General features: G+C 55.5%; 23 protein-coding genes. 10 read left to right on the plus strand and 13 right to left on the minus strand.

Going from position 1 to position 20161, the window contains the following annotated elements; translation table 11 throughout:
- Nucleotides 1-534: 534 nt before the first annotated feature.
- The gene (gene alaA, locus AFK62_RS13425; RefSeq protein ID WP_007665692.1) at nucleotides 535-1749 is read left to right on the plus strand and encodes an alanine transaminase AlaA; all 1215 of its coding nucleotides are present in this window, start codon (nucleotides 535-537) and stop codon (nucleotides 1747-1749) included.
- Between the two features lie 80 nt (nucleotides 1750-1829).
- Nucleotides 1830-2429 carry a 5'-deoxynucleotidase gene (yfbR, locus tag AFK62_RS13430; RefSeq protein WP_007665694.1) on the plus strand — a complete coding sequence of 200 codons (600 nt, stop codon included), beginning with the start codon at nucleotides 1830-1832 and terminating at the stop codon, nucleotides 2427-2429.
- A 4-nt stretch (nucleotides 2430-2433) separates the two neighbouring features.
- On the opposite strand, the gene AFK62_RS13435 is transcribed toward yfbR, so the two are convergent.
- The 4 genes from AFK62_RS13435 to yfbV all read right to left on the minus strand — a co-directional run bounded on the left by AFK62_RS13435 (nucleotide 2434) and on the right by yfbV (nucleotide 6078).
- A complete protein-coding gene (locus tag AFK62_RS13435) occupies nucleotides 2434-4266 on the minus strand; it encodes an SLC13 family permease (RefSeq protein WP_007665696.1) in 1833 nt (610 codons plus the stop codon).
- A gap of 102 nt (nucleotides 4267-4368) precedes the next feature.
- Nucleotides 4369-5028 (minus strand): sugar phosphatase, encoded by a 660-nt coding sequence (locus AFK62_RS13440; RefSeq protein ID WP_007665704.1) that lies wholly within the window; start codon nucleotides 5026-5028, stop codon nucleotides 4369-4371.
- A gap of 12 nt (nucleotides 5029-5040) precedes the next feature.
- Nucleotides 5041-5535, minus strand: coding sequence for a YfbU family protein (locus AFK62_RS13445; protein WP_032983989.1), 495 nt, complete (start codon nucleotides 5533-5535; stop codon nucleotides 5041-5043).
- Between the two features lie 87 nt (nucleotides 5536-5622).
- Nucleotides 5623-6078: a terminus macrodomain insulation protein YfbV gene (yfbV, locus tag AFK62_RS13450; protein ID WP_007665707.1), complete on the minus strand. Its 456-nt coding sequence runs from the start codon at nucleotides 6076-6078 to the stop codon at nucleotides 5623-5625.
- A gap of 334 nt (nucleotides 6079-6412) precedes the next feature.
- On the opposite strand from yfbV, the gene ackA reads away from it, so the two are divergent.
- Nucleotides 6413-7615: an acetate kinase gene (ackA, locus tag AFK62_RS13455; RefSeq protein ID WP_053531960.1), complete on the plus strand. Its 1203-nt coding sequence runs from the start codon at nucleotides 6413-6415 to the stop codon at nucleotides 7613-7615.
- 82 nt (nucleotides 7616-7697) lie between these two features.
- Nucleotides 7698-9836, plus strand: a complete 2139-nt coding sequence (gene pta, locus AFK62_RS13460) for a phosphate acetyltransferase (RefSeq protein WP_007665709.1) — start codon at nucleotides 7698-7700, stop codon at nucleotides 9834-9836.
- A 76-nt stretch (nucleotides 9837-9912) separates the two neighbouring features.
- On the opposite strand, the gene AFK62_RS13465 is transcribed toward pta, so the two are convergent.
- Together AFK62_RS13465 and AFK62_RS13470 are read right to left on the minus strand one after the other, a co-directional pair.
- Nucleotides 9913-10164: a DUF1158 domain-containing protein gene (locus AFK62_RS13465; RefSeq protein WP_007665710.1), complete on the minus strand. Its 252-nt coding sequence runs from the start codon at nucleotides 10162-10164 to the stop codon at nucleotides 9913-9915.
- A gap of 65 nt (nucleotides 10165-10229) precedes the next feature.
- The gene (locus tag AFK62_RS13470; RefSeq protein ID WP_007665712.1) at nucleotides 10230-10577 is read right to left on the minus strand and encodes a RamA family antibiotic efflux transcriptional regulator; all 348 of its coding nucleotides are present in this window, start codon (nucleotides 10575-10577) and stop codon (nucleotides 10230-10232) included.
- A 274-nt stretch (nucleotides 10578-10851) separates the two neighbouring features.
- Here AFK62_RS13470 and AFK62_RS13475 point away from each other — a divergent pair, with 274 nt between their 5' ends.
- Nucleotides 10852-11433 (plus strand): TetR/AcrR family transcriptional regulator, encoded by a 582-nt coding sequence (locus AFK62_RS13475; protein ID WP_007665713.1) that lies wholly within the window; start codon nucleotides 10852-10854, stop codon nucleotides 11431-11433.
- A gap of 50 nt (nucleotides 11434-11483) precedes the next feature.
- Here AFK62_RS13475 and yfcD read toward each other — a convergent pair whose 3' ends face one another.
- Genes yfcD through yfcF form a run of 3 tightly spaced genes read right to left on the minus strand, consistent with a single transcriptional unit; the run spans nucleotide 11484 to nucleotide 13360 of the window.
- Complete coding sequence (yfcD, locus tag AFK62_RS13480; RefSeq protein ID WP_007665715.1) at nucleotides 11484-12050, minus strand: NUDIX hydrolase YfcD; 567 nt, start codon at nucleotides 12048-12050, stop codon at nucleotides 11484-11486.
- A gap of 54 nt (nucleotides 12051-12104) precedes the next feature.
- A complete protein-coding gene (gene yfcE, locus AFK62_RS13485; protein ID WP_007665717.1) occupies nucleotides 12105-12656 on the minus strand; it encodes a phosphodiesterase in 552 nt (183 codons plus the stop codon).
- Nucleotides 12657-12715: 59 nt separating this feature from the next.
- Entirely contained in the window at nucleotides 12716-13360 is a 645-nt protein-coding gene (gene yfcF, locus AFK62_RS13490) for a glutathione transferase (protein WP_007665719.1), read from the minus strand.
- 147 nt (nucleotides 13361-13507) lie between these two features.
- Between yfcF and yfcG the strand changes: the two genes are divergently transcribed.
- The 5 genes from yfcG to AFK62_RS13515 all read left to right on the plus strand — a co-directional run bounded on the left by yfcG (nucleotide 13508) and on the right by AFK62_RS13515 (nucleotide 16972).
- Nucleotides 13508-14137, plus strand: a complete 630-nt coding sequence (gene yfcG / locus AFK62_RS13495; RefSeq protein ID WP_007665721.1) for a GSH-dependent disulfide bond oxidoreductase — start codon at nucleotides 13508-13510, stop codon at nucleotides 14135-14137.
- A 66-nt stretch (nucleotides 14138-14203) separates the two neighbouring features.
- The gene (gene folX / locus AFK62_RS13500) at nucleotides 14204-14569 is read left to right on the plus strand and encodes a dihydroneopterin triphosphate 2'-epimerase (protein ID WP_007665724.1); all 366 of its coding nucleotides are present in this window, start codon (nucleotides 14204-14206) and stop codon (nucleotides 14567-14569) included.
- 19 nt (nucleotides 14570-14588) lie between these two features.
- The gene (locus tag AFK62_RS13505) at nucleotides 14589-15491 is read left to right on the plus strand and encodes a TIGR01777 family oxidoreductase (RefSeq protein ID WP_007665726.1); all 903 of its coding nucleotides are present in this window, start codon (nucleotides 14589-14591) and stop codon (nucleotides 15489-15491) included.
- Nucleotides 15492-15633: 142 nt separating this feature from the next.
- Nucleotides 15634-16338 (plus strand): antitoxin Xre/MbcA/ParS toxin-binding domain-containing protein, encoded by a 705-nt coding sequence (locus tag AFK62_RS13510; RefSeq protein ID WP_007665728.1) that lies wholly within the window; start codon nucleotides 15634-15636, stop codon nucleotides 16336-16338.
- Nucleotides 16331-16972 carry an RES family NAD+ phosphorylase gene (locus AFK62_RS13515; protein WP_007665731.1) on the plus strand — a complete coding sequence of 214 codons (642 nt, stop codon included), beginning with the start codon at nucleotides 16331-16333 and terminating at the stop codon, nucleotides 16970-16972. Before AFK62_RS13510 ends, AFK62_RS13515 begins: the two co-directional genes overlap by 8 nt.
- A gap of 39 nt (nucleotides 16973-17011) precedes the next feature.
- On the opposite strand, the gene hisP is transcribed toward AFK62_RS13515, so the two are convergent.
- The 4 genes from hisP to hisJ form a co-directional block, all read right to left on the minus strand.
- Complete coding sequence (gene hisP, locus AFK62_RS13520; protein WP_007665732.1) at nucleotides 17012-17785, minus strand: histidine ABC transporter ATP-binding protein HisP; 774 nt, start codon at nucleotides 17783-17785, stop codon at nucleotides 17012-17014.
- Nucleotides 17786-17795: 10 nt separating this feature from the next.
- Nucleotides 17796-18512, minus strand: a complete 717-nt coding sequence (locus tag AFK62_RS13525; RefSeq protein WP_053531961.1) for an ABC transporter permease — start codon at nucleotides 18510-18512, stop codon at nucleotides 17796-17798.
- Entirely contained in the window at nucleotides 18509-19195 is a 687-nt protein-coding gene (locus tag AFK62_RS13530) for a histidine ABC transporter permease HisQ (RefSeq protein WP_007665736.1), read from the minus strand. The genes AFK62_RS13525 and AFK62_RS13530 overlap by 4 nt, the downstream gene beginning before the upstream one ends.
- A gap of 73 nt (nucleotides 19196-19268) precedes the next feature.
- Nucleotides 19269-20051, minus strand: a complete 783-nt coding sequence (gene hisJ / locus AFK62_RS13535) for a histidine ABC transporter substrate-binding protein HisJ (protein ID WP_032983992.1) — start codon at nucleotides 20049-20051, stop codon at nucleotides 19269-19271.
- Between the last annotated feature and the right edge of the window lie 110 nt (nucleotides 20052-20161).

Genomic DNA, 20161 nt, shown 5'->3' on the forward strand with positions numbered 1-20161 from the left:
GGCGGCTTATAATATCGCAAATCTGTTCTTTTTTTAAGACTCAATGCGATTTTACTTATACGTGATAGCGAATTTCTAAATTTTCGTAACTCTATTACAGACATCGGCAGAACCAATAATTAATATTATTTAATAATTCATTATTCTACGGCCTGTTCATATAACAAGCTTGTTACAAAACTTCGTTAATTCTCCCTCATTCTCTCGCAATAACCGGACGAAGAATGCTTTGATATTTTATGAGGGAAATTTCATATCGTCTGAATTAATTAACTGGCTAAGATTGAAGCTTTCATGCCATGGTGGCATCGACCATAGTTAAATCTTATACCAGCACGAAAAATACAACTCATCCTATTTTACAATATTTTATAAAAAAATATCTTAAGTATAAGGAACATAACACCACAGCGATGCCTGCTAGTGCGCATCGCTGGAGTCGGGGTAAGGGTTTAAAAGCGTGGACGGGAGGAGTAAATTGTCCGCCATCGGCTTCCATGGCAGGAAGCGCAAAACAAGTAAGGTCCTGACGTTATGTCACCTATTGAAAAATCCAGTAAACTCGACAATGTCTGTTATGACATCCGCGGCCCGGTGCTGAAAGAGGCCAAACGCCTTGAAGAAGAAGGTCAAAAAGTTCTTAAGCTGAACATCGGCAATCCGGCTCCGTTCGGTTTTGACGCACCCGATGAAATCCTGGTCGACGTCATTCGCAATCTGCCCACCGCCCAGGGTTATTGTGATTCCAAGGGCCTTTACTCCGCGCGTAAAGCTATCATGCAGCACTATCAGGCACGCGATATGCGCGACGTTACGGTCGAAGATATTTATATTGGCAACGGTGTTTCTGAACTTATCGTGCAGGCGATGCAGGCGCTGTTAAATACCGGTGACGAAATGCTGGTGCCTGCGCCGGATTACCCTCTCTGGACGGCGGCCGTGTCGCTTTCTGGCGGCAAAGCGGTACATTACCTTTGCGACGAGTCGTCGGACTGGTTCCCGGATCTCGACGATATCCGCGCCAAAATCACACCGCGTACCCGTGGGATCGTGATAATCAACCCGAATAACCCCACCGGTGCGGTCTACTCAAAAGAGCTGCTGCTGGATATCGTGGAAATAGCCCGCCAGCATAACCTGATCATTTTTGCCGACGAAATCTACGACAAGATCCTCTATGACGAGGCAGAGCACCACTCGATCGCCGCACTGGCGCCGGATCTGCTGACCGTCACGTTTAACGGTCTGTCTAAAACCTACCGCGTCGCCGGTTTCCGTCAGGGCTGGATGGTCCTGAACGGCCCGAAGAAACACGCGAAAGGCTATATCGAAGGTCTGGAAATGCTTGCGTCGATGCGCCTGTGCGCTAACGTACCGGCGCAACACGCTATTCAGACTGCGCTGGGTGGTTATCAGAGCATCAGCGAATTCATTGTGCCAGGCGGACGGCTTTATGAGCAGCGCAACCGCGCCTGGGAATTAATTAATGAAATTCCAGGCGTCAGCTGCGTCAAACCTCGCGGCGCGCTCTACATGTTCCCGAAGATCGACGCGAAACGCTTTAATATTCACGACGACCAGAAAATGGTGCTCGATTTCCTGCTGCAGGAGAAAGTCTTGCTGGTGCAGGGTACCGCGTTTAACTGGCCGTGGCCGGACCACGTGCGCATCGTGACGCTGCCCCGTATTGATGAACTCGATCTCGCTATTAACAAACTGGGCCGCTTCCTTTCCGGTTATCACCAGTAATCCTTGCGGGGGGAGATTTGCATCTTCCCCCTACTCCCCTCACAATGGTTTTTTGTCGCTGTTACAGACAAGGGATCTATATGAGTCAGAGTCATTTTTTCGCCTATCTTTCCCGCCTGAAGTTAATTAATCGCTGGCCGCTAATGCGCAACGTGCGTACTGAAAATGTCTCTGAACACAGTCTGCAGGTCGCAATGGTCGCTCATGCACTTGCGGTGATTAAAAACCGTAAATTTGCGGGCAGCGTCAATGCCGAGCGTATCGCTCTGCTGGCGATGTACCACGACGCCAGCGAAGTACTGACGGGCGACCTGCCAACGCCGGTGAAATACTTCAACTCCCAGATTGCCCACGAATATAAAGCCATTGAGAAAATTGCCCAGCAGAAACTCATCGACATGGTGCCAGACGAGTTGCAGGATATCTTTGCGCCGTTACTGGATGAACATCACTACACAGAAGATGAGCGTTCACTGGTAAAGCAGGCGGATGCGCTTTGCGCTTACCTGAAATGCCTCGAAGAGCTTTCAGCGGGCAATAATGAATTTTTACTCGCCAAAAGCCGTCTGGAAAAAACGCTGGCGCAGCGGCACAGCCCTGAGATGGATTACTTTATGCAGATTTTCGTGCCGAGCTTTCATCTTTCGTTAGATGAGATAAGTCAGGACTCCCCGCTCTGATGCATCAGAACGGGAACAGAACGGGAATTAAAAACACGCAGACCACCATGACCATCAGCGTAAACGGCACGCCCGTTTTCACAAAATCACTGAAGCGATAATTCCCCGGTCCCAGTACGAGCGTATTCACCGGGGACGAAACCGGCGTCATAAAGGCGGCCGATGCCGCCATCGCTACGCCCATGGCGAATGGGTATGGCGACACGCCCATCGTGTCGGCTGCTGCCAGCGCAATGGGCGCCATCAGCACTGCTGTTGCGGTATTAGAGATAAACAACCCAATCGCCGCGCACATCACGAACAGACAGCCCAGCATCATATGCGGACCATAATCGCCGCCGACGCGCATCAGCCCCTCAACAATCAGCGCTACCCCGCCGGTTTTTTGTAGCGCCTGTGCAAACGGCATCATGCCGACGATAAGAATAATGCTCGGCCAGTGAATCGCTTTCCAGGCGCTTTCGGGGTTGATACAGCGAAATTTACCCATCAGGAGACAGGCGATGATTGCGGCAACCGGGTTGGGGATCTCCCCGGTCAACATCATCGCCACCATTAGCGCGAGACAAAAGATCGCGTGCGGCGCCTGGCTGTGCGCGGGCGATGCGTCACTTTCTTCGACCGGCAAATTCAGCACCACCACATCGCGGCTTTTTTGCCCAAGCTGGCTGATAAGCTTCCAGGTGCCGACGACCAGAAGCAGGTCGCCAAGCTGCAGCGGCTCGTCCACGACTACGCCTGGCAGCGCTTTGCCTTCCCGTTTAAGACCGACGACGTTCAGCCCGTAGCGGGTGCGAAAATTCATCTCGCGAACAGTTTTGCCGACCATTTCCCCTTCCGGCGTAAGCGTCAGTTCGGCCATGCCGACATCCAGCGCCTGGTCGGAAAAATAATCACCGCGCAGGATCATCGGCTCCAGCTGTTGTTCGCTGCAAAACTGCCGCAAATCGATATCGGCGGCAGAAATGTCTAGCAGCAAGACATCGCGCGCACGAAATTCCGTCACGCCGTTTACATCGACAATGACGCGGCGAAAATGGCGCCAGCGCTCAACGCCGATGACGTTAGCGCCGTAGCGCTCGCGTAGCTTTAAGTCATCGAGTCGATGTCCGATAAGCGGCGAGCCAGGGCGAATCGCCAGGCGACGCGCCCGGCCAGTGAGATGATAATCGTGGATAAAATCGCGAAAAGTGCGGCGGCTCCATGCTTGTGGTTTTTCGTGGCCGCCGCTGGTGCCGAGCATAAAGCGCATCAGCAGCATATAAAGAATGCCGAGCAACAATACCGCCAGCCCCACAGGCGTTACGCTGAAAAAGTCGAATCCCGCATGACCTTCGCGCAACAGTTCGCTGTTAACAACCAGGTTCGGCGGCGTGGCGACAAGCGTCATCATACCGCTGATAAGCCCAGCGAAGCTGAGCGGCATCATCAGGCGTGACGGGGCGATTTTCATGCGCGCGCAGACACTTATCACTACGGGAATAAAAATCGCCACCACGCCCGTGGAACTCATAAACGCGCCAAGCCCGGCAACAGTTAGCATCAACAGCACCAGCATTCGGGTTTCGCTGCTGCCAGCCATCTGTACCAGCCACGCGCCCAGTTTGGTGGCCACACCGGTACGCACCAGGCCATCGCCGATGACGAACAGGGCAGCGATAAGAATGACATTCGGATCGCTGAACCCTGCAAACGCCTCATTGATGGTCAAGGTGCCGCTCAGGATGAACACCACAATAACCAATAGCGCCACGGCATCCATACGGATTTTACCGGTGGCGAACAGCAGCACCGCTACGCCAAGCAGCGCTAACACCCCTATTAATTCACCATTCACAACGAATCCTTCTGTTGTCATTACGGTGTAAGCGAAACGAAAACGGCGGGAAACCCGCCGTCACAACAAGAAGACGCCACTGCGTCATAGTGCGGCGAACCGTTACGGCTGCTGCGTCACAGTAACCCAGCCATCGGCCCCTTTTTCCAGCACCAGTTCATCAAGGGTATTAATGACCAGTGCCGCCTCATCCAGACGCGGCGTACCGGCTGGAGGATTTGCGGCAATGACCGGACACCCAGCGGCGAGGCCGGAAAGAATGCCCGCCGGCGCGTCTTCTACTACCACGCACTCATGAGGCGCCAGGCCCAGCAATTTAGCGCCCACCAGGTAGGCATCCGGCTCCGGCTTACCGCGTTTCACGCGCTCGGCAGTCACGAACACTTCCGGCTCCGGCAGGCCCGTCGCGTCGCGCCGCGCTGAGGCGACCGGCATAGAGCCTGAGGTGACAATCGCCCAGGGAATACGGGCTTCGTTCAACTGGTTCAGGAGCGCAAGCGCCCCCGGCAGCGCAACGATACCTTCCGTATCGCTTGCTTCTATCTCTTCCAGGCGGTGGAACTCCTGCATGATCTCATCTTCGCTGTGCCCTTTCATAAAGTGGCGCAACGACGTGATCGCCTGTTTGCCGTGAATAAAGCCCAGCACCTCGTCATGCGCGATGCCAAAGCGATCGGCCCAGTGACACCAGGCGCGTTCAACAGCGGGCAGCGAGTCCACCAGCGTACCGTCAAGATCGAACAAAAACCCTTTACATTCCACAGCCTTCTCCCGTCAGGCGTTAATAATCTGCATAATTTCGTTCGCGCACAGATGATACTGACGCGGGCAGGCTTGCCACACTTTCAGCATCCGCTGATATTTTTCCCACATCGGCGTTTGCGCGTTAAAGCCGTGCGTACCGGCGTCGAAATGGGTATAGCGCCCTTCGGTATTGACCAGAAACCGCACGTAGCCGAGAAAACGCGCTTCGGTAGCCGCGTCGAAGCCGAGGAAGGTCACGCGGCGTTCATCAATCGTGTGATTGTCTTTCATATTGGTTCTGGAGACCTGAAGGGCGTGATACATCTCCATAACATCAATGACGGTGCGGCAGGTTTCTTCGCTCAGCTCGCCGAAATCACGGTCGAGCTCGCGCATTTGTAAACCGTAGCCGCGCTCAATAATCGTCTGCAGGCGGCGATAACGCTCGCCATTATCCGGATCGAGCAAGGTCATCATTTTATACTGGTTGGAGAGAATAAGACGCTGGGCATGGGTCATTTCCATGGTGTACTCCTGTTACAGGCGAAGCCCGATCAAAGTGGGATATTGCTCCCTACTCTGCCTGCTTTTGCCCATACGTCTTTTGATCAATTACAAGTCATCAAGAAAAGTTTTATCAAGTTGCTTAAACGCACGTTTTAGCGTGTCAGCCAGCGCCTGATAATCAGGCTTGCCTTCGACTGGCGCGAGCGCTTGCCCCGCCTCCTGCAATTTAGTACGAACTTCATAAAACCAGCTCAGCGTGCCTGGCGGTAGCGGCGTGACGGAACGCTTTCCAAGCCACCACAGGCCCTGCATCGGCATACTGAGCGCAAACAATGCCGTGGCGACGGCAGGCCCAAGCTGGCCGCCAAGCGCGATTTGCCAGCACAGCGTAAAAACCGCAACGGGCGGCATTATGCGAATCGCGAAGCGGGTAGCGCGGATAACACGGTTTTCCACAAAGACCGGTGCCAGGCGTTTATCAATCGGCCAGGTCTTCGCATAGTGTTGCCCACGACGAAACAGGCTAAAAAAGCTCACGGGGCGATTTTCAGGTGTCGACATGGCCTTACCTCAACTTCATTAATAAAAAATAAAATTTTCCTGCAAGATAACAACTCTCTATGACAACGTTCAAAATATTTTGTCAATGCCAGTCGCAATCAGTTATCCTGTGCCCGCCTGCGATGGCGTAGAAGGCAAAGCCCGCGCTGTCAAATCTTTAAGGTCGCCATTCGCGCCGGAAATTTGCGTAGAATGACGTAAACTCTGTTTATTTCTTCGTCACAGCAGAATCACTCTTCGCTATGACGTTAATCATAAATGTCGGCGTCATCTTACGCTACGCTGAGAGACTCACTGACGTTTTTTTAGCCACGTATCACTAATAGGTACTTCCATGTCGAGTAAGTTAGTACTGGTTCTCAACTGCGGTAGCTCCTCACTGAAATTTGCCATCATCGATGCTCTCAACGGTGACGAGTACCTGTCCGGTCTGGCCGAATGTTTCCATCTTCCTGAAGCGCGTATTAAATGGAAAATGGACGGCGGCAAACAAGAAGCGGCGCTTGGCGCCGGTGCGGCTCACAGCGAAGCGCTGAACTTCATCGTTAATACTATTCTGGCACAAAAACCGGAGCTGTCTGCACAGCTGACCGCGATTGGTCATCGTATCGTGCACGGTGGCGAGAAGTATACCAGTTCCGTGGTCATTGATGAGTCTGTTATTCAGGGCATCAAAGATTCCGCCTCTTTTGCGCCGCTGCACAACCCGGCTCATCTGATCGGTATCGCTGAAGCGCTGAAATCCTTCCCGCATCTGGCAGATAAAAACGTGGCCGTCTTCGATACCGCGTTCCATCAGACCATGCCGGAAGAATCTTACCTCTACGCCCTGCCGTACAAACTGTATAAAGAACATGGCATCCGTCGTTACGGCGCACACGGTACCAGCCACTTTTACGTGACGCAGGAAGCCGCGAAAATGCTGAACAAGCCGGTGGAAGAAGTGAACATCATCACTTGCCACCTGGGCAACGGCGGTTCCGTTTCTGCTATCCGCAACGGCAAATGCGTTGATACCTCTATGGGTCTGACCCCGCTGGAAGGTCTGGTCATGGGCACCCGCTCTGGCGACATCGACCCGGCTATCATCTTCCATCTGCACGATGCCCTGGGCATGAGCGTTGATGACATCAACAAACTGCTGACCAAAGAATCCGGCCTGCTGGGCCTGACCGAAGTCACCAGCGACTGCCGCTACGTTGAAGACAACTACGCGACCAAAGAAGATGCGAAGCGCGCCATGGACGTGTATTGCCACCGTCTGGCGAAATACATCGGCTCCTACACGGCGCTGATGGAAGGCCGTCTGGATGCGGTCGTGTTTACCGGCGGCATCGGCGAGAACGCGGCGATGGTTCGCGAGATCTCCCTTGGCAAGCTGGGCGTGCTGGGCTTCGAGGTTGACCACGAGCGCAACCTGGCCGCGCGTTTCGGCAAATCCGGCTACATCAACAAAGAAGGCACCACCCTCGCGATGGTCATTCCGACCAACGAAGAACTGGTTATCGCGCAGGACGCCTGCCGCCTGACCGCCTGATCCCTCACCGCCAGCCTGCGCTGGCGGTGTTGTTTTATGTGGTGCCAGCCCGCGGCTGGCTGCAACAAGAAGAGGATAAACCGTGTCCCGTATCATTATGCTTATTCCTACCGGAACCAGCGTCGGCCTGACCAGCGTCAGCCTTGGCGTGATCCGCGCTATGGAACGTAAAGGCGTTCGTCTGAGCGTCTTCAAACCTATCGCCCAACCGCGCACCGGCGGCGATACTCCGGACCAGACCACGACTATCGTGCGTGCCAACAGCAACCTGCCGGCGGCTGAACCGCTGCGCATGAGCCACGTCGAGTCGCTGCTCTCCAGCAACCAGAAAGATGTGCTGATGGAAGAGATCATTGCTCGCTTCCATGAAAACACCAAAGATGCCGAAGTGGTGCTGGTGGAAGGCCTGGTGCCGACCCGTAAGCATCAGTTCGCCCAGTCGCTGAACTATGAAATTGCCAAGACCCTGAACGCGGAAATCGTGTTCGTCATGTCTCAGGGCACTGATAATCCGGAACAGCTGAAAGAGCGTATTGAGCTGACCCGCAGCAGCTTCGGCGGCAGCAAAAACGCGAATATCACCGGCGTTATCGTGAACAAACTGAACGCGCCAGTGGATGAGCAAGGCCGTACGCGCCCGGATCTCTCTGAGATTTTTGATGACTCCACCAAAGCCAAAATCGTCAACATCGACGCGCAGCAGCTGCAGGCAGTAAGCCCGCTGCCTGTACTGGGTGCGGTGCCGTGGAGCTTTGATCTGATTGCCACGCGCGCCATCGACATGGCTCACCACCTGAACGCCACTATCGTTAACGAAGGTGATATCAAAACCCGCCGCGTGAAATCTGTGACGTTCTGCGCGCGCAGCATCCCGCATATGCTGGAACATTTCCGCCCGGGTTCTCTGCTGGTGACCTCTGCGGATCGCCCGGACGTGTTAGTGGCTGCATGCCTTGCCGCGATGAATGGTGTGGAAATCGGCGCTATCCTGCTGACCGGCGGTTATGAAATGGACGAGCGCATCAACAAGCTGTGCGAACGTGCTTTCGCAACCGGCCTGCCGGTATTTATGGTCAACACTAACACCTGGCAGACCTCGCTCAGCCTGCAGAGCTTCAATCTTGAAGTTCCGGCAGACGACCACGAGCGTATCGAAAAAGTGCAGGAATACGTGGCAAGCCATGTCAGTGCCGAGTGGATCGATTCCCTGACTGCGACTTCCGAGCGCAGCCGCCGTCTCTCTCCGCCGGCCTTCCGCTACCAGCTGACCGAGCTTGCTCGTAAAGCAGGCAAACGTGTTGTTCTGCCAGAAGGCGATGAACCGCGTACCGTTAAAGCGGCGGCTATCTGCGCCGAGCGCGGCATCGCGACCTGTATTCTGCTGGGCAACCCGGATGAAATCAGCCGCGTTGCAGCAGCCCAGGGCGTTGAACTTGGCGCAGGCATCGAAATTGTCGATCCGGAAGTGGTACGTGAAAGCTATGTCGCACGTCTGGTTGAGCTGCGTAAAAACAAAGGTATGACCGAAGCGGTCGCCCGCGAGCAACTGGAAGACAACGTAGTGCTCGGCACCCTGATGCTTGAGCAAGATGAAGTTGACGGTCTGGTTTCTGGCGCGGTTCACACCACCGCCAACACCATTCGTCCGCCGCTGCAAATCATCAAAACTGCGCCGAACAGCTCACTGGTTTCGTCGGTGTTCTTCATGCTGCTGCCGGAACAGGTTTACGTTTACGGCGACTGCGCCATCAACCCGGACCCGACCGCCGAGCAACTGGCCGAAATCGCGATTCAGTCTGCCGATTCCGCCGCCGCTTTTGGCATCGAGCCGCGTGTCGCGATGCTCTCCTACTCTACCGGTAATTCCGGCGCGGGTAGCGATGTAGAAAAAGTGCGTGAAGCCACCAAACTGGCGCAGGAAAAACGCCCGGATCTGGTTATCGACGGCCCGCTGCAATATGACGCTGCAGTCATGGCTGACGTTGCGAAATCCAAAGCACCGAACTCACCGGTCGCTGGCCGTGCGACCGTGTTCATCTTCCCGGATCTGAACACCGGTAACACCACGTACAAAGCGGTACAGCGCTCTGCCGACCTGATCTCCATCGGGCCGATGCTGCAGGGTATGCGTAAACCGGTTAACGACCTCTCCCGCGGCGCGCTGGTTGACGATATCGTCTACACCATCGCCCTGACGGCGATTCAGGCTTCTCAGCAGTAATGCATCATTGCTGAAACAAAAAGGCCGCGCGATGCGGCCTTTTTTATTGGTATTTCGGCGAGCATCACGCCCTTTCCTATTCGCGTTCCAGCGAAAACCAGCGCCGCCACACAAAGCGAATCACGTAATATTCCACCGTACCGAGCAGTAAAAACCAGATGCAAAAAATAAGGGTATAGAGCTGGTTAAGATCCACCAGATGGAACATGGTCATCAGGTTTTGCGCCAGTGACAGCGTCAGTCTCGGTGCCGGCAACAACAGGCAGGAGAGAAACGCCAGCAACAAAATGCCACCAGCGGTGATCAGCGTTTCAAGAGGATGCTTCATGAGAGGCTTTTGGTCTGTTTAAAAGCGCATTGTCAGGGAATTTAACGCGCTATGCAAACCGCGCCTCAGCAGTGGTTCGCCCTGGTATCGCCCTGTTTGCGCCAGGTCCCCGGCGACATCTGAAATTTACGGGTAAATAATCGGGTAAAGGTTTGCTGGGAATCAAAGCCATATTTCATAGAAATATCCAGCACGCGATCGTTGGTCGCACGCAGATCCTGCGCGGCAAGTCGCAGTTTTTTCTCCCGGATATAACGCCCGATACTCTCCCCTTTGTGGTGATGGAAAAGCCGCTGCAAATGCCATTTGGAATAGCCCGCATGACGTGCAATGTCATCAATGCGCAACGGCTTATGAAGATTGTCGTCAATCCAGTCAGTCAGCGTTTCAATAACCTGAGCGGGAAGTTCCATAGAATCCCTCCAGTAGTGGTATTCGCAATGATATTTCAGGCGTTCGCCTGCCCTGAATCCCGGCTCGTATGAGCGCACCCCTCATTTTCAGGCGCACGGAGCCTGTTCGCCGCACCGAAAAACGGGCCAGCACAACTTGATAATGAGTGAGTAAACACTCATTATAGGAATGCGGGTTGATTCGTCAACCCCGTTTTTACCGTCTGATCCGGGGCCTTGCAGCGGATCGGCGAGTCGTGATTCAATCTGCCCTTTTGACAGGAGAGAAAAGCCCGTGGCGCGTCCCCGCAGTGAAGATAAAAGAATGGCGATTCTGGAAGCCGCGACCGAGGCGATAGCCGAGGCGGGTCTTGGCGCCTCTACCGCGCTGATAGCCCGCAAAGCAGGCGTAGCCGAAGGCACTTTGTTTCGCTATTTCGCCTCTAAGGACGATCTGTATAACGCGCTCTATGTGCATCTGAAACAGGGCTTTTGTCGCACGATGATAGGCAAGCTTGATATCAACGGCGATCATAAAGAAAACACCCGTCACGTCTGGAACAGTTTTATCGACTGGGGATTGTCGAACCCCAAGGCCAATCTGGCCGCGCGCAAACTAGAGGTAAGCAGCCGAATAACAGAAGAGAGCGAAAAGCTCGTGACTGATATCTATCCGGAACTGCACGATTTGTGCGAGAAATGTATTTCGCCAATATTTCGCTCACCCGAATTTCGCGCCTTCGGCGATGAGATTTTCTTTGCCCTGGCGCAGACGACGATGGATTTCGCTACCCGTGAACCGGCGCGTTCGGATGAATTTAAAGCGGTAGGGTTTGATACATTGTGGCGCGCGCTGTGTAGCAGCGCCAGCGCCTGAGAATAAAGCAATTAAGCCCCGCTCGCCTGAACGTTGCGGGGCTACCAGGCTTAACTGAGCGTGGTGTTGTTCTCTTCGTGCTCTTTCTCTTTGCTGCTCTCCTGGCCTGCGTTACGGCTCAGCCAGAGCGACAGCGCTTTTAACGTATCTGGCGTAAACTCATCACAGCGCGCAGTGATTTCGTCCGGTGCCATCCAGCATACTTCGCTGATTTCGCTCTCCTGAAGCGCGAACGGGCCGTGGGAGACACAGCTGAACAGCCCACCCCAGACGCGGCAATGTTCATCTTCAAAGTAAAATTGTCCGTGCTCGGCGAAAGGCACACCCGCGATGCCAAGCTCTTCTTCCGCCTCGCGACGCGCGCTCTCCAGAAGGCCTTCGCCCGCCTGCACAACGCCGCCTGCAGTGGCGTCGAGCATCCCCGGCATAAAGTCTTTGATGTCAGTACGACGCTGCACCAGGATTTTGCCCATACCGTCATGCACCACAATATAGGTCGCACGGTGACGCAGGCGTTCGGCGCGCATCTGCGCCCGACTGGACTGCGCAATCACCTCATTGTCTTCGCTGACAATGTCCACCCACTCCATGTCTGCCAAATGATTCTGCTCCACCATCAGGAAACCTTCTTTAATAAGCGCTCTTACGGCGCGTTCTGGTTGTTCGGTAAATTAAGGGGAAATCGCGATCTGTGCAATAACCTGCGAAGTCTCAAGCGTAATGACGCTGAGCGTCTCGCCGTTCAGGAAACCATAGCTTGCAGGATAGCCGCCTTTCGGCATGCTGACAGAACCGGGATTAAAATGAATTTGCTCGCCGTTGCGCGCAGCGACCGGGATATGCGTATGACCATAAACCAGCACGTCGCCTGCGGCCAGCGGCGGCAGATTATCAGGGCTATAGAGATGACCGTGGGTCAAAAAGAGGCGGTGTTTCGCCAGCAATATTTGCTGCCAGGGGGCGGTCACAGGGAACTCCAGCAGCATTTGATCCACTTCGCTGTCGCAGTTACCGCGCACCGCGATAATACGATCGCTCACCGTATTAAGCCGTTTCGCCACTTCGCCCGGTTGATAACCGTCCGGCAGCGGGTTACGCGGCCCGTGATTTAAAAAATCCCCCAGCAATACCAGCCAGCGGGCGTCGCTGTCGGCAAAGCGCGCCAGCAGAAGCTCCGTGGCGGGCAGCGAGCCGTGAATATCCGAAGCAAACATCAGCTTCATTACTCACCTTCCGAATGAAAATTGTGGTGCACGCATAATAACGGATCGCGCCACGCTTATCAGCCCGAACGCCTGGCAGAAAGTGCGATATAACGCTGTACCGAGGCGCGCTGCCACTGGAATGCCGCGTAGTCGGCAAGCGCTTCCGGCACCGGATCGGCGTGCATGACCAGACGGTTAATCATCAGCGCCAAATCGGTATCCGCGATTGACCATTCACCAAAGAGATTTTGCTGGCCGTGAGCCAGCAGCGTCTGCGCGCAGTCGATAAGCTTGCGTGCCGCATCCTGCCCGTCAGGGCTTAAGGGCGCGTAGCGCGCGCCGCCGAAGATAACATCGGTCGGGCGTTCGGCTCTCAGCGCGCCGAGGTCGCTTCGCAACCACGCCTGCACCTGCCGCGCGCGGGCGCGTTTTTCTGTGTCATGCGGGTAAAGGCGCTCCCAGACCGGCGGTGCAAAGCGCTCTTCCAGATACTCCGTAATGGCGGAGGATTCACTTAACGCAAAATCGTCGATAACCAGCATCGGCACCCGGCGCGTCAATGCGAAACCTTGCCAGTCAGCCTGCAACTGTTCACCGCGCGCTAAGTCGCGGGTTTGCAGTTGAAACTGCAGACCTTTTTCCTGTAACCCCACCCAGACAGACATGACGTACGGGCTAAAGAAACTGGCGTCGGACCAAAGCGTAATGGCGGGCTGAGACATAAGCACTCTCATCTTAAGATGGCGGATAGCTAAAACTATACCGTAAAGCGTTTTCTGTCATGCCACCGATAATCGGGGATAGCCGCATTTTTCATCAAACCGCCTATACTTTGAGCACGCCGCTCCCCCCATCAAAAGGACGTTGTCATGCTGGATCTCTACTACGCCCCCACGCCGAACGGGCACAAAGTCACGCTGTTCCTTGAAGAAGCCGGTCTTAGATATCGCCTTCATCGCGTAGACATCAGCAAAGGCGAGCAGTTTAAACCGGAGTTTCTCGCCATCGCGCCGAACAATAAAATTCCTGCCATCATCGACCATGAACCTGCTGACGGCGGCGCGCCGCTGAGTGTGTTTGAGTCTGGTGCGATTCTGCTTTATCTCGCGGAAAAGAGCGGCAAGTTGCTAAGTGGTGAACTGCGCGAGCGTCAGGTTGCCCTGCAGTGGCTCTTCTGGCAGGTCGCCGGGTTTGGACCGATGCTTGGGCAGAACCACCATTTTAACCACTTTGCGCCGCAAGCCGTGCCCTATGCCATTGAGCGTTATCAGGTAGAGACGCAGCGTCTTTACGGGGTGCTGAATAAACGGCTGGAAAAATGCCCGTGGCTTGGCGGCGAGCGCTACAGTATCGCCGATATCGCCACCTATCCGTGGGTCGTGTCGCATGAGCGCCAGCGCATCGATCTCGATAACTTCCCGGCAGTCAGTAACTGGTATGAACGCATTAAAAACCGCCCGGCGACAGAGCGCGCTTACCAGCTCGCGAATCCACTCTGACAGTGACGCAGCACCGGGCGCCTCGTGTATCATACGCCGCAGACGGATACACAGAGGACCCCGGCAATGTCACATCACCCAGACGCCATCATTCGTATAAAAAACCTGCGCCTGCGTACTTATATCGGTATTAAGGACGAAGAGATCGCCAACCGGCAGGACATCCTAATTAATGTCGCCATTCATTATCCCGCAGACAAAGCGCGCCAGAGCGAAGATATCAACGACGCACTGAATTATCGCACCATCACGAAAGCCATCATTCAGCACGTAGAGAATAACCGCTTCTCTTTACTGGAAAAATTAACGCAGGATGTGCTCAACATCGCGTGCGAGCATCGCTGGGTCACCTATGCTGAAGTAGAAACCGATAAACTTCACGCGCTCCGCTATGCCGATTCGGTGTCCATCACCCTGAGCTGGCGACGCTAAACGCACGCAGGAGGCTCTTATGCAGATTCTGGTAACCGGTGGCACAGGCCTGATTGGCCGCCCGCTAACGTCGCGCCTGGTGGCACTCGGGCATCATGTCACGGTCGTGACCCGCAATCCGCAGAGCGCCCGTAAGCGGCTCGACGCGGACGTGACGCTTGTCCCGGGGCTGGATCTCTACCAGGACCTGGATGCCTTCGACGCGGTCATTAACCTGGCGGGCGAACCCATTGCGGATAAACGCTGGACGCAGGCGCAGAAAGAGCGCCTGTGTCAGAGCCGCTGGCAGATAACACAGCAACTGGTGACGCTTATGGGGGCGGGCAGTAACCCGCCTGCCGTCTTTCTTTCCGGCTCCGCCGTAGGCTATTACGGCGACCTCGGCGAAGTGGTCGTCACGGAAGAGGAACCGCCGCACAGCGAGTTCACGCATAAACTCTGCGCCCGCTGGGAGCAGATAGCCGAAGGCGCGCAGAGCGAGCATACCCGCGTCTGCCTGCTACGCACCGGCGCGGTGCTGGCACCCGACGGCGGTATGATGGGTAAGCTGCTGCCGCTGTTTCGCGTCGGGCTCGGCGGGCCTATCGGCTCTGGTCGGCAGTACCTCGCCTGGATCCATATCGACGATATGGTGAACGCGATTATCTGGCTGCTGGATAACGATGTGCGCGGGCCGTTTAATATGGTCGCGCCCTATCCGGTGCGCAACGAGCGTTTCGCGCATGCGCTCGGTCATGCGCTGCATCGCCCGGCCTTTATGCGCGCGCGCGCGACGGCCGTGCGTCTGCTGATGGGCGAATCCGCCGTGCTGGTGCTGGGCGGCCAGCGGGCGTTGCCTAAACGGCTTGAAGAATCGGGGTTCGGTTTCCGCTTTTTTGAACTGGATGAGGCACTGACCAATATTGTCGCCAGCGCGCGGTAAAACCCTTTTTCATAGCGGGCAGGCTTTCTGCCCGCGTCACCGTCCTCTCATATCACACTCCCTGCCCTTCCCGCTGGCATTCCCTGCACTGGTTACGTTATAATCAATATCACGAATATCATTTATATCACGAGAGGGCGCTATGAGTTCCCGTATACATCACGCAAAGCGTAAAGAGTATCCGCCGGAGGTAAGCGTCGAGTTTGTCGATGTCGGGCATCTGGTGACCGCGCGCCAGGAGACACCCGCGCCGTGGGGGCGCATTCAGCTTTCCGATATTGCAGGCGAAGACGCCGGGCGGTATCTGATGCTGAAAATGCCTGACGATGTTGATGAAGAGGCGCTGGATAACGACATCCGGCTGGCGATTGTCAGCGCTGTCACTGCGGTGTCGCAGATGAAGCGCGCTGTTCACAGCACGCCGTCGGCGCAGGTAGCGCCATTGCAGGCCCGTAATCAGCAGCGGCTCGACGCGCTGCGCCAGACGGTGCTTGACGAAGGCCGCTGGCTATCCGCAGGTGAAGTCAGTATGGCCGCGGGCGCGGCGCTGAAAAATCCGAGCGCAACGGCGAACCGCTGGAAGCAGGCAGGGAAAGTGTTCGCCCTGCCAGTCAACGGTAAAGATCGCTACCCGGCCTGGGCGTTTGATGAAGGCGGTCAGCCGCTGCCCTCGCTAAAGTCCATTCTCGCGCTTTTTGGTGAGAAAACCCCCTGGGCCATCGCGCTTTGGTTTCACTCACCGAACGCCTGGCTTGAGGGCGAAAAACCCAAAGACCGCCTGAAAGCCGATCCGCAGGCGGTGCTGCGCGCCGCGCAGGCGGAATCTCAGGGGCCGGTGCATGGTTGATTTCACGGAAGACTGCCTGCCTGCGCCACCTGCCGATATGCAGGTGCCGCGCGTGACGGTATGGCCCGCAGGGAAGCGGATACTTCGCGTGCACAGCCGTCAGTTTTCAGGTGATGCATTCAACCCCGGCCTCGGCAACGCGCGCTTCAGCCCGCTGTTCCATGCAAATGGTCACGCCATCCCCACGCTTTATGGCGGCATTGAGGCAGAAGTCGTGCTCATGGAGACACTGTTTCACGATGTGCCCGTCGGCTCGCTTGGCGCAAGTTTCGATTTGCACAAGGCCGCCGGGCTTTATATCAGTACTCTGATGCCGGGACGTCCCCTTTCTCTTGTCAATCTTACCCCTACGCTACTGCGCCGCTGGGGCGTCACCCAGGCCGCGCTGACGGCAAGCTCTCCGCTGTGCTACCCGCAGACCCGCCTGTGGGCGCGCGCTATCCACGCTGCGAATCCACAGGTTCATGGCATCAGTTGGGCATCGCGCCAGCACGGCGGCAAGGCGCTGATGCTTTTTGGCGATCGCATGAATGCCATCCCACTGGTATTACGCGAGAGCCTGCCATTGCCGGAAGGCGCGCTTGAGGTGATTTATCGGCTGGCTGATGAGATGGGGCTGGTGCTGGTCACCTGAACCGGCGTCCCTGCCGGTGTGTGAATCATATGGTGCGGTTTATTTCAGCGAGCCTTTCAGGAACTGTTGCAGACGCGGGCTTTGCGGGTTGTTAAAGAGCGCATCCGGCGGCCCTTCTTCTTCGATCTTGCCCTGATGCAGGAAAATGACATGTGACGAAACGTGGCGGGCAAACTCCATTTCGTGCGTCACCACGACCATCGTTTTGCCCTCTTCGGCGAGTTGCTGCATGATGCGCAGCACTTCGCCTACCAGTTCGGGGTCGAGCGCGGAAGTCGGTTCGTCAAATAACAGGACATCCGGCTCCATCGCCAGCGCCCGCGCAATAGACACACGCTGCTGCTGACCACCGGAGAGATGCACCGGGTATTTTCCCTGCGCACGCTCGTCGATGCCCACCTTCGCCAGGTATTTTATCGCCCGCTCGCGCGCGTCCTGTTTGTTTAATCCCAGCACCTGAATCGGCGCTTCCATGACGTTTTCGAGCACCGTCATATGGCTCCACAAATTGAAATGCTGAAAGACCATCGTCAGGCGCGTGCGCAGCAGTCGCAGCTGGTTTTTGTCCGCCACCTTGAGCTGTCCGTCTTTATCGCGTACCAGCATGATGTTCTGGTTATTCACCACAATGCTGCCTTCGCTCGGTTTCTCAAGAAAGTTAATGCAGCGCAGGAACGTACTTTTGCCGGAGCCAGAAGAGCCGATGATGCTTATCACATCCCCCGCGTTCGCTTTAAGCGACACGCCTTTTAGCACTTCATGTTCGCCGTAGCGCTTGTGCAGATCGGTAACGTTTAATTTATTTTCAGACATGCGTAGCCACTCAGTGCGTTGAAGCTGGTTTCAGGTGCCGCAGCCAGCGCTTTTCCGCCTTGCGGAACAGGCTTATCAGCACATAAGAGATAATTAAATAAAGCACCGCCGCGATGCCGAACGCCGTAAACGGCTGGTAAGTGGCGGAGTTAATATCACGGGCGATTTTCAACAGATCCGGCACGGTGGCGGTAAAGGCCAGCGCCGTCGAATGCAGCATCAGAATAACCTCATTGCTGTACGCAGGCAGCGCGATGCGCAGCGCTGATGGCAAAATGATGCAGCGGTACATTTTCACGCGTGAAAACCCGTAAGCCCGTGCGGCCTCGATTTCGCCATGCGGCACCGCGCGGATGGCGCCCGCGAAAATCTCCGTGGTATACGCGCAGGTGTTAAGCGTCAGCGCCAGCACCGTACAGTTCAGGCCGCTTCGAAAGAACTCATTGAGCAGTTGTGTGCCTTTCACGACTTCCAGCGTGTACATGCCGGAGTAAAACACCAGCAGTTGCACGTAGAGCGGCGTACCGCGAAAAATATAGGTAAACAGCCAGATGGGGAACCAGACCAGTTTATTTTCCGACACGCGACCAATGGCGAGAAAGAGCGCCAGCACGCCGCCCATCACCACCGAGGCGATAAGCAACCAGAGCGTGATAGCGACCCCCGTGAAGCGATAGCCATCGGTCCAGAGCAGGGATTTCCAGTACTCCTGAATAATCTCTATCACAGATCAGCCCTCTTCACGCCTACGGTGTAGCGGCGCTCAAGCAGCAGCAAAACACCATTGGAGAGCGTGGTAAACACCAGGTAAATCACCCCACAGACGATAGCGAAGTAGAAAGGCTGCCAGGTGCTTTTCCCGGCAAGTTGCGTCGCTTTCACCACATCTTCCAGCCCCAGCAGCGACACCAGCGCCGTCGCCTTTAAAATCACCTGCCAGTTATTGCCAATGCCAGGCAACGCGAAACGCATCATGGAAGGGAACAGAATACGACGGAAGGTTTGCGAGCCGGTAAACCCAAACGCCGTTGCCGCCTCAATATGGCCTTTAGGCACAGCGAGATACGCGCCACGGAAGGTTTCAGTGAAATAAGCGCCATAGATAAAACCGAGCGTAATAATACCCGCGACCATCGGGTCGATATCAAACTGGTTCAAGCCCAGCGCGTCGGTCACGCTGTTTAGCGCAATCTGCAAACCATAAAAAATCAGCAGCATCAGGACGAGATCGGGCACGCCGCGAATCAGCGTAGTGTACGCTTCGAAAATGAACGCCAGCGGGCGGTTGCGCGAGAGCTTCGCCCCTGCCCCCACCAGACCAATCGCCACCGAGAGGATAACGGCGCTTAACGCCAGCTCAATGGTGACGAGCGCCCCTTGTAGTATTACCTGTGAAAACCCATACAGCATGGTGCCTTATCCTGTACCCGGCGGACGCACGACCAACCGGCGCCCCGCAGGGCGCCTCGCTTACGCGTGCGGATTACTCGCCGTAAACGTTGAAATCAAAATACTTTTTAGCAAGCTTCTCGTAGGTGCCGTCAGCGCGCATCTCTGCAAACGCCTTGTTCAGCGCCTCGCGCAGCTCGCTATCATCTTTGCGGATGCCCATGCCGGTGCCGACGCCAAAGAGTTTTTCATCTTTGATTGACGGGCCGCCGAACTGGTACCCCTTGCCGACCGGTTGCTTCAAAAAGCCTTCGCTCGCGGCCACTTCATCCTGAAACGCCGCGTCGATACGCCCGGCTGTCAGGTCAGAATAGATATTGTCCTGGCCCTGATAGGAGACAATTTCAACCCCTTCCGGCGCCCAGTGAACGTTGCCGTAGGTTTCCTGCGTTGTGCCCTGCAGCACGCCCACGCGTTTGCCTTTAAGCGCTTCAAGCGTTGGCTGAACAGACGAGCCTTTCGCCACGACCAGACGAGAATCGGCGGCGTACAGCTTGTCCGTAAAGGCAATTTCCTGCTGGCGCTTCTCGGTAATCGACAGCGACGACATGATCGCATCGATTTTCTTCGCTTTCAGAGACGGGATCAGCGCGTCGAGCGGTTGTTCGACGAAAGAACATTGGGTCTGGATACGTTTGCACAGCTCTTTGGCGAGATCGATGTCAAAACCAATCAGTTCGCCCTGTGCGTTTTTCGATTCAAAGGGCGCATAGGTCGGATCGGTGCCGATACGTAAATGCTGCGGAATTGCTGCGAAAGTCCCAGAAATGCTGGAAAGAGCCAGCCCCAGAGAAAGTGCTAACAGCCTTTTTTTCATAACTATCCTCATCAGACGCGCAAAATAAAGTGTCAGGCGGAAAAACTGCACTTATCGTGCCATTACTGCCGCCTCGTAATCAAAACTTTATGCGTGCTGAGATAGATTTA

It is taken from the genome of Cronobacter condimenti 1330 (genome assembly GCF_001277255.1).
Lineage (GTDB): Bacteria > Pseudomonadota > Gammaproteobacteria > Enterobacterales > Enterobacteriaceae > Cronobacter > Cronobacter condimenti.